The organism is Lysinibacillus sp. OL1 (assembly GCF_004332175.1).
Taxonomy (GTDB): domain Bacteria; phylum Bacillota; class Bacilli; order Bacillales_A; family Planococcaceae; genus Lysinibacillus; species Lysinibacillus capsici.
On record NZ_SJDS01000017.1, the window covers coordinates 60554 to 73031 of the forward strand.

A 12478-nucleotide genomic window follows, 5' to 3' on the forward strand; every position below is an offset into this window, starting at 1 on the left:
TCCAAATGGGGAAAGGGAATTTGATCTTGTATGCTTTGTGGTCTAAAAACAATGTACCAGGAGATGGAGGATCATCAACGCCTAGTCCTACACCAACACCTGATCCTGTTGCACCAAGTAATCAGTTAAAAATAAATGTTGTAGATCAAAGTATGCCAGATGATGTGCTCCTCCAAACCGTGTTAACACGTGTATTGAGTAACGGTAGCTTTCAAGATACAGTAAACTTTACAGTTGCAAATGCAAACGAATTTCTTCGGATCATAGGGAATAAGGAAGATAAAAGATCTCGACTTGTGATCCCTAATATGGAACCACCAGCAAGTGAAACAAAGGTGATACTTGATAGAGATGCTGCTAAACGACTAATAGAGGGCAAATCACATTTTAGTATAGCTATGGGAATGGTCAAAATAGATGTTCCTTTTACTTCAATGAATGATTTCAATGAAGATATTTTCTTCCGAATTGTACCGATTAGGGATGCATTGCGGCAAAAAGCTATCGAGGATCGGGCTAAACAAGCTGAACTAGTTTTACAACAGGGTAATGGCGCTAATGTAAAACTCGTTGGTCAGCCAATATCTATCGACACAAATCTACAAAACCGTCAAGTAACATTGCTACTACCATTACCAGCGAATCTCACATCAGCTCAACGAGAAAATATGATGGTCTATGTAGAACATAGTAATGGAACAGCTGAAATAATACGTGGGCGTTTTGCAGAATTTACGAGAGGGCAAACAGGTATAGTCTTTGATGTAGAGCACTTTTCTACATTTTCTCTCCTTTATGTAGAACAACCGCAGGAAGAAGTGCAACCAGAGAAAGAATCAATAGAGGTAGACAGCACATTTGCTTCCTATATTCATGGCTATACAGATGGCACTTTCCGTCCGAATACAAATGTCACTCGTGCCCAAATGGCAGCAATGTTGGCAAGAAACCTAAGTGGCAATCATGTACCTGAAGCGTCTAACCTATTTTATGCAGATACAGCTACTTCATGGGCAAAAAACGATATTGAATATATTCGTACAGAAGGAATTATGCAAGGACGTCATGATCGTTCATTCGGGCCGAATGAAATGATTACTAGAGCCGAAATGGCGGTTATTGCTGGGAGATGGATTGATAAGCAATGTGTAGAAGGGTCTACAGATACCCCGTATTGCGAAATAACCGCAAGTGGAGAAACATATCGTGATGTGGCGTTCTCGCATTGGGCAGCAAAAGAAATCAGTCGCATAAGTGCGATAGGTATAATGGTTGGCTCAGGCAATGGTGAATTTAGACCTGAAGAGAAACTAACACGTGCACAGGCAGTAAAGGTACTGAATCGAATCTTTAATCGTCCAATACCAACTGAGGACACAGAACAAATCTTCAAGGATATACCTAAAGAGCATTGGGCTTACTTTGAGATTCAAGCCGCAGCAAAATAAGATTAATAGAATAAGCACGTTAGGTGATAATGCCTAGCGTGCTTTTAATTCGTTTGAAGAAATCAATTAATTTCTTATTTAAATGTACCAGGTGTAAGTTTGAATATAAATTTGATTGCTATCAATGAGATATACAGCTGGCTTTCTCTTCTCGAACTCGTGGATTCGAAGCATGCATGCTTCAAAGACGTTCCTCTGTTTGAGGATCAAAGAAATGGATCTTTTCTTCCTTCATAAATAGGAAAACCTTGTCGGATGGATAAAAATTGTTATCAGCCTGTACTCGAGCTATAAAATTCTGATTTACTAAAGAACAATAGAGATAAGTTTCTGCTCCTAGTAATTCTGCAACATCAATTGTTGCAGTGAAAGTGTAAGGGGAAATAACATCAGTCATTTGTAAATCCTCAGGTCGTATACCCATAATAATCTCTTTCCCTAAATAATTTTTTTCCTTTAACAATGGTAAATGCATGGATGGGATAGGGAAGCTTTGCTCGCCTAAAAGAATCTCGGTATCTGTTAGACGACAGTGGAAAAGGTTCATGGATGGTGAGCCAATAAAGCCTGCTACAAACATGTTAAGTGGTGTATTATATACTTCTTTAGGTGTCCCAATTTGTTGTATAAGGCCATCCTTCATCACGACCAGACGGGTAGCCATCGTCATAGCCTCTGTTTGGTCATGTGTAACATAGATCGTTGTCGTTTGAATTCGTTGATGGAGCTTCTGGATTTCTGCTCGCATTTGTACACGTAATTTGGCATCCAAATTAGAAAGAGGCTCATCCATTAAAAATACCTTAGCATCTCTGACAATTGCTCTTCCCAGTGCTACACGCTGACGTTGTCCACCAGATAGAGCCTTTGGTTTTCTTTTTAAATAATCCTCTAATCCTAAAATCTTAGCAGCTTCTTTAACACGACGATCTATTTCCTTTTTATCGACCTTTCGTAGCTTTAAGCTAAATGCCATATTATCATAGACTGTCATATGTGGATATAAAGCATAGCTTTGAAATACCATTGCAATGCTACGATCTTTTGATTCCACATCATTCATGAAAACATCGTCAATGTATAGTTCTCCCTTTGATATATCCTCTAAGCCAGCAATCATACGTAAAGTTGTGGTCTTACCACAGCCAGAAGGGCCTACAAACACAATGAATTCTTTATCATGGATATGCAAATTAAAATCAGTTACGGCCTGGATATTTTTATCGTAAATCTTATAGATATGCTCTAACCGTAATTCCGCCATACATACTGCACCCCTTTACAAGTCATATTTTCATTGTAAATGACTTTAGAATAGAGTGATATGGAAAGCTTGCACAGTGTTGAAGGCATAATTTGTGCAGTTGGTCTTAAAGTGATTCTAAGAAAATAATTGCGAGATAAACTTCTAGTCGATGGGAAAATTGCCGAATATCCTTTTGCGTCATTTGTTGAAATTTTTCTAAGCGATTTTGTAAGGTATTACGGTGCATATACATCTTTTTAGATGCTAATGTAATGTTTCCATCACATTCAATCAATTTCTTGATTGTATGGAGTAATTCTGGCTGAGAAGTGGCTCTTTTTAGGATAGAGGAGATAAAAATCTCTTTCTCTTGATAGGCTAGATGCTGCGTTACATATGGTACTAAAAGCTCTTGCTGTGTGAGTACATGCTTTGGTGTATAAGTCCAAATGGATGGTAGAAGGTGAACATACCAGCTAAATCGTTCCTTTGTCGTGGTGATGTTGTGTATAATATCAGAAACAAAAATCTTAAAATGAGTCTCTAAGTCTGCCATTAGGGGATTAACATAATGAGCCAAATCTAAAAGCTCATTGCAGTCGATACATTCGATTATGACAAATAATTGTGGTTGAAGCGATAGCAGTATAATATCCTTCCCAAGTAAAGCTTCAAAGACTGAACGCAATAATGTAGATGTGGTAAAGTCTTTATCAAAATGAAGAAATAACAAACGATGCATAGGAAGATTAGTTGGAGCAATATCTGTTTTATCTGTAAAATAATCAAGCCAAATCATATCATAGTTATCGTATAAGACAGTGGGGCCTGAGAATATTCGCAATAGCTCATATTCATTTTGTGTCATTGTGTGTATGGGAATTTCGTAAAGCTGATTGTCGAAATTAAATACATAATTTTCATCAGTTTTACCTGAGAAGGGGCTTAATAATGGGAAACGTTGCTGTAATTTTTGTAGATCCATGCATGCCACTCCTTATTTAAATAGAATGTCATAAGGTTAATTTACTATAATTATATGATGAAATGCTTATAGTATTAATAGAAAAAACACGGACATGAGCATGTATGACAATCACACCTAGCTAATGTCCGTGTTATCTATTTAGGCATCTTTTTTAAATAACTTACCTGGCCAAAAAGCATATTTACCTAGTACTGTTGTGATGGCTGGTACAAGTAATGGTCTTACAATAAATGTATCGAGCAATACACCAATGGCTGTCACAACACCAAATTGAACAAGCACTTGAATCGGTAATGTTGCCAGCACCGCAAATGTACCTGCTAGGATGAGTCCAGCAGATGTAATAACGCTTCCTGTTCGGACAACACCTTCTTCTACAGCTGTTAAATGGTCAGTGGTTTTACGCTTTTTCCAAATTTCTGAGATCATAAAGATATTATAATCCTCTCCGAGAGCTACTAAGAACACGAAAGCATACAATGGAATTGCTCCAGAAATTGCTTCGGCCCCCATGATATGATGTAAGATTAACCATCCAGCACCTAATGCCCCAAAATAGGAAATAATAACAGTCGCTAATAGATAAACCGTTGCTGTAATAGAACGTAAATAGACAAATAATAATAACGCGATTAAGGCAATCATGGTTGGCATGATTACTGTTTCATCTCGCTTGGTTATTTGTTGTGTATCATATTGACTAGCTGTTTCTCCACCAAGCCAAACATGCTTCTCAGCGTTGTTGAGACCTTGTGCCTCTAGTATTTTAATAACCTCTTTTTGTAGTTCAGGAATATGAGCTAATGACTCCTGTGCATATGGGTTGGCATTGAAATTGAGTTCATACAAGTGTATGTTCTTATTTTTTTCGCCAATTTGTACATCTGCCACACTATCAATATAAGAGATAGCTTCAAGTTGTTGCTGGATATTAATATCAGTACCTTCTGTATCTATTACTAATTGAACAGGTGCTAACTCTCCAGGCGAAAAATTCTCTTCTATTAATGTAAATCCTTCTCTAGACGGCATATCTTTTGGGAAGGATGAAAGCAAATCAAATGTATATTGAATTCGTGGAACAAATGCGGCTAACCCTCCAAGTAAGATTACAGTTACAGCGATAACGACCCAAGGTTTATGGGTAACAAAATGACCAATTTTATGACTGATCTTATGTGAAGGCTTATGCTGTTTCTTGCCCTTTTTATTGGCCATTTCCTCCGTTCGAGGAGTGAAGGGGAAGAACGCTACTCGCCCAATTAGGACAAGAATTGCAGGTAGGACAACAAGTGCTGCGATCCCCATGACAAGCACACCAAAACTAAATGGTACGGCAAAGCGTTGAAATGCGCCATAATGGGCAAGACTAAGGGTCGCTAAACCTATAACCACTGTTAGGGCACTCATTAAAATAGCACCACCCGATTCTTTAACAGCTAGCTTCATTGCGACCGTCTTATCCTCAACATCAAAGAGTATTTCTCTATATTTTGAAATTAAAAATAAACAATAGTCAGTACCTGCACCAAAAAGTAAAACAGTCATAATGGAAACTGCCTGTGAATCTTTATCTATCCATCCCTGTTCAGCAAAAAAACCAAGTGTCGGGCTAATTACACCATAGGCAAGCCCTACAACAATTAAAGGAATAATAGCTAGCAATGGAGAACGATAAATAATAATAAGTAATACTAAAACGAGTAATACAGTTGCGATCAATAGCTTCACATCTGCTTGTGAAAATAAACTGACAGCATCAGTGGCAATACCCACTGGTCCAGAATAGCGCACATGGAGTGCATCGCTTGATAATTTATCATCTAATTGGACTTGATAGCCTTCCATAATTTTTGTCAGCTTATCTAAACTATCCTGTAGCATATCTGTTGCGACACCTTTTTCAAAAAACACAGGTGTAACAATTGTTGTACCATTTTCGGAAGCGGAAGCCATTAAAGCCTGAGGCGGCATTTGATTAAATGGTGGAACCATTGTTTGATGGGCTAAGGGCTTTGCTTGCAGCTCGTTGTATACACCTTGTATAGCCGAAAAATCATCAGGTGTTAAGCCATTTTCGCGATGCCACACCAACAATAGAGGTGTGCCAGCATCATTAGGAAATTGCTCTGCAATGATGGACGCAGCTTGCTCAGACATTTCCGTATCAGGTAAATTTTTGCCTGACTCACTTTCTATACTATTGATTTGTGGCCAAGCAAATGAGAATACAACTACTAGTAGCACCCAAAAAGCTAGTGCTAATAATCTTCCCTTTTTACTTGCAACCATTGAGCCCCATTGCTCAAGTGGATGTTTTTTCATCAAAAGACCCCCATTTCATGTAAGTGATTTAATTATATATACTAGAAGGTTAATTAATCAATCCATAAATATTAATATGTTATAATATGCGTAAAAAGAGTGCTTAATTAAGGAGGCGAACTTGTTGAAACAATCACCGCGTGTTCTCGGGAGACCTCGCCATGATGAAAATGCGAAACCTACAAAAGATATTGTCCTTGAAACAGCCACAGGACTTTTTATTAAAGAGGGCTACAAAAATATTTCAATGGAGGATGTAGCAAAGGCTTGTAACGTAACAAAGGCGACTGTCTATTACTACTACCCAACTAAAGGGGATTTATATACATCTGCTTTAATCGCTATGATGGATCGTATCAAACTATCTATTCTACAAATTTTAGAGCAGCCAAAACCATTTAAAGAACGACTTGAACAGCTCGTTGAGGTTCATTTATCAGCCACTATCGATATTGATATGAAAAATTTTATGAAAGAGGCTACCATCAATCTATCCGAATCGCAGCTGAGACAAGTTCAAGCATCTGAAAATGGTATGTATCAAACAATAGAGCATGCTATGCAGGAAGAGATGGAAAAGGGCACAATTCGAAAAGGAAATGCAAAGTTTTTCGCTCATAACTTTATGGCATTAATGACTGTAGGGTATTTTAAAGATGGCGATGGTAAAACTTTGCTAGGCTCAGTAGATGTAACGGCAAAGGAAGTAACAAATTTCTTCTGGCTTTCTGTTGAAAAACGTTAACACAAAATAGGTTTATAAAAGGAGTTATCTCATTCATTTGGGATACTTCTTTTTTAGTGATGCAAGTCACAGACAATCAGAGCGATTCTTCATTATAGTGGGGGTGTGGCCTAGAAAGTAGTGGAACATCGTAAATCAAAAGGAAACCTAAAACTATGGACAACAGTGTAATGGAGGAATGACAATGACAATTATACCAATCCAAGCAATGCTAGAAGAAAAGACAAAACATATTGGTAAATTAGGGAGTATCGCTGGTGCAGATATTTTAAACATTCAACTGCGTGCAGGTGAAAAAATTCCTGAGCATCATGCGGACAATGAAGTGCTAATTATTGTTCAATTTGGTGAAGTTCGCTTTCTTGTTGAAGGGGTGGAGGAAATTTTAACACAAGATACAATTTTAACTTTAAAACCATCTGAAAAGCACAGCTTAGAAGCAATTACAAACGTTCGTGTTATTGTCATTAAATTAAAATAAAGAAAAGCTCCTGTATTCTAAAATCTGCTTTGTTAGCCAAGAGTGACACATTTCTATTGACACTAACAAAAAAGATTTAGCGTCCCTATTGAATACTACTAGAGAAACCGAAAGCCGTCGTTTATCTGCTTTCCAAAGAGAAAGGGATATAGAGATGATAGGAAAAAGAATGATCATTAAAAATTATGATGCGTTGGAAAATTTATTATAGCAAGACAGTTAATAGTTGATGAAATCAATGAATTTTGAAAAGATTGTCGAAATTGTGATATAGCTCATTGAAATAATGTACAAACAGTCTTATAATGAAGGTTGTAATGTCACCAAGACAAGATAAGGATGGTATTATGATGCGCTTTTTGCGATTTAAAGTAAACATTGTAATAACAAGTCATACGAATCGCTATCCAGCCCTTGTGACTGGTGATTGTGTAAGATATACGCTGTAACGACTGTTAAGTTTTACCTTAATGGTCTTTTTTACATGTAAGTAATAAAAAATAGTACTAGTGATGGCAAAGGAGAGTTCAAAATGTCAGAAACGAATAACCAAACACAGGCTGAACAAGTAACTGTGAGTAAAGAGCAATTAGATGTACTAGATCAATTATTAAAGCCTGAAGTTCAAGAATCACTTACAACTTTAGTTGAGCAATTACCGAAGTTAACTGAAATGATGACATTATTAACGAAATCATATGAGTTTGCTCAAGCTGTTGCAACAGACGAAGTGCTTAAAAACGATACTGTTGGAGCAGTAACAGAAATCGCTGGTCCTGTAGTTGGCTCTGCGAAAAACCTTGCAGCAACTGCAATTGAAGCGAAAGACCGTGCATCTGAAAGCCATGAAGTAATTGGTTTATTCGGTCTTGTGAAAATGTTAAAAGACCCTCAAGTTCAAAATGTTTTCCGTTTTGTTAATGCTTTCTTACAAGTAAGCTCAGAACGCAAAGCCAAATAAGACTCAAGGTAAATTCAATTCGTAAGGACGGAGGATTAATTAATCATGTCAAAAGAAATCGTCATCTTAGGTGCAGGTTACGCTGGCGTTTTAACTGCATTAACAGCACGTAAGTATCTATCAGCTGATGAAGCTAAAATTACTGTAGTAAACCAATTCCCAACACACCAAATTATCACTGAGCTTCACCGTTTAGCTGGTGGTACAATTGCAGAAGGTGCTGTTGCATTACCACTTAAAAAAATCTTTAAAGGTTTAGATATTGACCTGCACATTGCGAAAGTATCCAAATTCAATGTAGATACTAAAAAAGTTGATCTAGATAATGGTTATACATTAACGTACGACACACTTGTAGTATCTTTAGGTAGCCAAACTGGATTCTTTGGTATCCCAGGATTAGAAGAAAACTCTATGGTTCTTAAATCGGTAAATGATGCCAATAAAATCAACAAACATATTGAAGATCGCATTAAAGCATATGCACAATCTAAAAATGAAGCAGATGCAACAATCGTTATTGGTGGTGGCGGTTTAACAGGTGTTGAGCTTGTTGGTGAAATCGTGGACAACTTCCCGAAAATTGCTGCAAAACATGGTGTTAATTTTGCTGATCTTAAAATTAAACTTGTTGAAGCTGGTCCAAAAATCTTGCCAGTTCTTCCAGATACACTTATCCAACGCGCTACTGAAAGCTTAACTAAACGTGGCGTAGAATTTATTACAGGTACACCAGTAACAGGTGTTGACGGCAACGTTATTTCTTTAAAAGACCGTGAACCAATTGTTGCAAATACACTTGTTTGGACGGGTGGGGTAGCTCCACTTCCAATCGTAGGCGAATCAGGTCTAGCTGCTGATCGTGGAAAAGCAACGATTAATGAATTCTTACAATCTACATCTCACGAAGATGTTTTTGTTATTGGTGATGCATCTGTTGCACTACCAGCTGATGGAGGTCGTCCACTATACGCTCCAACAGCACAAGTTGCATGGCAAATGGGTGAATGTGCTGGTTATAATGTATTTGCACAATACAAAAACCAAGATATGAAAGCATTCTCAGCTGTAAACTCTGGCACACTTGCAAGCTTAGGTCGTAAAGATGCTGTTGCTACAATTGGTGCGAGCAACACAGAGCTTAAAGGCCTTCCTGCAACATTAATGAAAGAAGCTTCTAATATTCGTTACTTAACACATATTAAAGCTTTATTTGGTTTAGCCTATTAAAAAAACAAAACACTCCCTACTATCACGCTATGTCGTTGTTAGTAGGGAGTGTTTGTTTTTTTCTAAAGATGTATATTAATTACTTTAAATCCAGTAAAATAAATACATATTTAATATTCTATTTTCTGAGGTGATGGCTGTGTTAACAATGTTTCAATCAAAAAAAGTAGATTTAGAGCAATTTAAGGCTAAAATTGATGAACTGAATGCAAAGCTGGATAAGAAAGATCATGAATTTCAAATTTTTTTAAATGAGTTACATAAGGAAATCATTGAAACTATTGAACAACATAACAAGGTAAATGACCAGCATACTATTTTAGGAGAAATGGTCGCTGATATTGTAGGAGAGTTTAATAAAGTTGAGGATAGCACAATTCAATCCAATAAAATTTCTGAAAATGCCCTAGATAAAGGCAATTTATTAATCTCTTCCTCGAATCAAATGATGACATTATCGGTTGAAAGTAAGCAGGCTGTTCAGGAAGTAGAGCATTTAATTGATGCGTTGGGGGAGCAGTCTCAAAAAACGTCTTTAAGCATGAGTAATTTAAGTGAGCGCTCAAAGCAAATAGCAGAAATTGTAAATGTTATTGGTGAAATATCAAATCAAACCAATTTACTAGCTTTGAATGCGTCTATTGAGGCAGCAAGAGCAGGAGAGCATGGTAAAGGATTTTCGGTTGTTGCCGAGGAAGTTCGCAAATTAGCTGAAAATACGAAAACAAGCACAGAAGATATTGCTAATTTAACCAAGAAAATAGAAGAACAAATTGGACTTGCTTATGAGGATAATAAAAATAACATGCAGCTAGTAACGGAAGGCATTGATAAAAGTGCTAAAACATCAGTAAAAATTGATCAATTGCTGCACATTATGACAAATGTTCAAACAGGAATAAATGAGCTATTAGCATCAATTAAAGATCAAAAACTATCAAACGAAGATGTTATGCATAAATTTAATAGAACGACAGCCTTATTTGATGAAACAAATCGCGTTCTAACAAGCCATATTGATGAATCAGAAATTGTAACAAGAAAATTATTAGAGGCAGTTGATCAAGTAAAGCATTTCCCAACTGAAAGGTAGATAATCTACCTTAAATTCTATGGAAATTTAAAAAGCAAGAACCCTGCATAGCAGCAACTTTTCAACTTCTTAGTGACTACTACAGGGTTCATTTAATTATTTCAAGTCGCCAACCTTTTCTTTTAATGCGGCTAATTGATCTGGATAGTTTTTTTCAGTTATTTCATTCCACAATTCAGCATCTTTAATTCCACATCTTTCGGGAATAAAGACTGGGTCAAGCCCCAACTTCTTTTGCTCTTCATAATCTCTTAATGTAGCTATACCTGGCTTTGTTAATAAGATAATAGCAATTAGGTTTAACCATGCAAGTGTACCTACACCGATATCAGCAAGATTCCAAGCAGTTGATGAGGAACGAATCGTTCCAAAAAAGATAGAAATCACTAGTAGTACTTTTACGACAATAGCAATAGTAGCAAAGTTTTTATTGTTTCTAAATAAGTAAGCAACATTACTTTCCGTGTATACCCCAAAAGCAAGCATAGTAGTTATTGCAAAGAAAAATACTGCGATAGCAACAAAAGGACTTCCTAAACCAGGAATGAATGAGTTAATTGCTTCTTGTGCGAATGCAGTACCTGCTTCAACTCCTGGTAGATTCTCAACCAAAAATCCCCCATTAGGATGGGCAATATTGTAACTGCCTGTGGAGATGATCATAATGGCTGTAGCTGTACAAACAAGTAGTGTATCTACATATACCGAGAATGCTTGGACAAGCCCTTGTTTAGCAGGATGAGATACTTCTGCGGTACCAGCTGCCTGTGCTCCGGTACCTTGACCTGCTTCATTTGAATAAGCCCCTCTTTTTACTCCCCACATAATTGCATTTCCAAAAACAGCACCGAATGCAGCATTTAAATTAAAGGCAGAGCTGAAAATTAAAGCAAATATTGCAGGTACTTCTTTTATATTGATCAATAAAATAATGAATGCAAGAAGTATGTAAGCAGTTGCCATAAATGGTACTGCATATTCTGCAACTTTTCCAACCCTTTTAATACCGCCAAAAATAGCAAATCCAAATATTGCTGAAACAATAATACCTGTAATTATTGGTGAAATCCCGAAGGCATTTTTTGTAGAATCAGCAATATTAAAGGCTTGAACACCTGAGCCAGTGAAACCAGTTGCTATAATTGTAGCGATAGCAAATAATATAGCAAAAGGCTTATTTTTTAACCCTTTCTCAATATAGTATGCTGGCCCTCCACGATACTCTCCTGCGATTTCTTGTTTCCAAACCTGGGCTAACGAGGACTCAATATAGGCAGCACCAGCTCCTAAAAAGGCAATGACCCACATCCAAAAGATAGCACCTGGTCCTCCAAAATAAATTGCAGTAGCTACACCAGCGATATTCCCAATACCGACACGTCCACCCAATGCCATTGCAAAGCTTTGAAAAGATGAAACGCCATTTGCCGAAGTTTTTCTATTAAATAATTGTTTAATCATATCTTTGAAGAGACGCAACTGTGGAAACTTCATAATAAGCGAAAAGTAAACGCCAGCTCCTAAGCAAAGATAAACTAATGCATTACTCCAGATAATCCCTGCTATTTTACCTGTTAAAGCGGCAAAATCCATATAACAACCTCTTTCTATTTTGTACTGTGTCATCTTAGATTATTAGGTAACAATTCAAATGAAAGGATATGAAAGCTACTTTGAATGAAGTTTCTTTTTACTTAAAATAAACTTTTAATCAATGTATCAATCATAATAGGCATCTCTTTAAACGCACTATCCACATGCAAACGTTCTGTTTTTTGATGGGCATCCTTACCAAATGGCCCGACATTTAAGACAGGACCTTGTAATGCTGCCATCTCTTTGAATGGAATATGGTACGTATCGCCCCATACAGGTGTGTTCCGCTCAAATGCTAGCCACTCATTGGATGCATCTGAATAGTTGACATAGCTTAAATCACAAATTCCGTTAAAGTAGTGGAT

At 37.0% G+C, this 12478-nt stretch carries 12 protein-coding genes and 1 pseudogene (1 of these 13 only partly in view); 8 read left to right on the forward strand and 5 right to left on the reverse strand.

Going from position 1 to position 12478, the window contains the following annotated elements:
• Nucleotides 1-1448, forward strand: the final stretch of a protein-coding gene (locus EW028_RS22030) for an S-layer homology domain-containing protein (RefSeq protein ID WP_483869244.1). The gene continues 2953 nt to the left of window position 1, outside the view; the window shows 1448 of its 4401 coding nt (coding positions 2954-4401); its start codon lies beyond the left edge, outside the window; its stop codon occupies nucleotides 1446-1448.
• Nucleotides 1449-1629: 181 nt separating this feature from the next.
• On the opposite strand, the gene EW028_RS22040 is transcribed toward EW028_RS22030, so the two are convergent.
• The 3 genes from EW028_RS22040 to EW028_RS22050 form a co-directional block, all read right to left on the reverse strand.
• Nucleotides 1630-2712: an ABC transporter ATP-binding protein gene (locus EW028_RS22040; RefSeq protein ID WP_131522417.1), complete on the reverse strand. Its 1083-nt coding sequence runs from the start codon at nucleotides 2710-2712 to the stop codon at nucleotides 1630-1632.
• A 106-nt stretch (nucleotides 2713-2818) separates the two neighbouring features.
• Nucleotides 2819-3679 carry a PucR family transcriptional regulator gene (locus EW028_RS22045; RefSeq protein WP_131522418.1) on the reverse strand — a complete coding sequence of 287 codons (861 nt, stop codon included), beginning with the start codon at nucleotides 3677-3679 and terminating at the stop codon, nucleotides 2819-2821.
• 141 nt (nucleotides 3680-3820) lie between these two features.
• Nucleotides 3821-6007, reverse strand: a complete 2187-nt coding sequence (locus tag EW028_RS22050) for an MMPL family transporter (RefSeq protein ID WP_131522419.1) — start codon at nucleotides 6005-6007, stop codon at nucleotides 3821-3823.
• 124 nt (nucleotides 6008-6131) lie between these two features.
• Here EW028_RS22050 and EW028_RS22055 point away from each other — a divergent pair, with 124 nt between their 5' ends.
• From EW028_RS22055 to EW028_RS22080, 7 genes are all read left to right on the forward strand, one after another.
• Complete coding sequence (locus tag EW028_RS22055; protein WP_131522420.1) at nucleotides 6132-6752, forward strand: TetR/AcrR family transcriptional regulator; 621 nt, start codon at nucleotides 6132-6134, stop codon at nucleotides 6750-6752.
• 184 nt (nucleotides 6753-6936) lie between these two features.
• Complete coding sequence (locus EW028_RS22060; RefSeq protein WP_131522421.1) at nucleotides 6937-7233, forward strand: AraC family ligand binding domain-containing protein; 297 nt, start codon at nucleotides 6937-6939, stop codon at nucleotides 7231-7233.
• 55 nt (nucleotides 7234-7288) lie between these two features.
• Nucleotides 7289-7444 (forward strand): helix-turn-helix domain-containing protein, encoded by a 156-nt coding sequence (locus tag EW028_RS26110; protein ID WP_227745003.1) that lies wholly within the window; start codon nucleotides 7289-7291, stop codon nucleotides 7442-7444.
• 94 nt (nucleotides 7445-7538) lie between these two features.
• Nucleotides 7539-7682 (forward strand): hypothetical protein, encoded by a 144-nt coding sequence (locus EW028_RS25405; RefSeq protein WP_175400799.1) that lies wholly within the window; start codon nucleotides 7539-7541, stop codon nucleotides 7680-7682.
• Nucleotides 7683-7765: 83 nt separating this feature from the next.
• The gene (locus EW028_RS22070) at nucleotides 7766-8194 is read left to right on the forward strand and encodes a helical membrane plugin domain-containing protein (RefSeq protein WP_004227758.1); all 429 of its coding nucleotides are present in this window, start codon (nucleotides 7766-7768) and stop codon (nucleotides 8192-8194) included.
• A 45-nt stretch (nucleotides 8195-8239) separates the two neighbouring features.
• Nucleotides 8240-9424, forward strand: a complete 1185-nt coding sequence (locus EW028_RS22075; protein WP_131522422.1) for an NAD(P)/FAD-dependent oxidoreductase — start codon at nucleotides 8240-8242, stop codon at nucleotides 9422-9424.
• A 148-nt stretch (nucleotides 9425-9572) separates the two neighbouring features.
• Nucleotides 9573-10517: a methyl-accepting chemotaxis protein gene (locus tag EW028_RS22080; RefSeq protein WP_227745002.1), complete on the forward strand. Its 945-nt coding sequence runs from the start codon at nucleotides 9573-9575 to the stop codon at nucleotides 10515-10517.
• A gap of 96 nt (nucleotides 10518-10613) precedes the next feature.
• On the opposite strand, the gene EW028_RS22085 is transcribed toward EW028_RS22080, so the two are convergent.
• Both EW028_RS22085 and EW028_RS25940 read right to left on the reverse strand, forming a co-directional pair.
• Entirely contained in the window at nucleotides 10614-12110 is a 1497-nt protein-coding gene (locus EW028_RS22085; protein WP_131522424.1) for an alanine/glycine:cation symporter family protein, read from the reverse strand.
• A 101-nt stretch (nucleotides 12111-12211) separates the two neighbouring features.
• Nucleotides 12212-12478, reverse strand: a pseudogene (locus EW028_RS25940) (amino acid degradation protein); the annotation flags it as partial.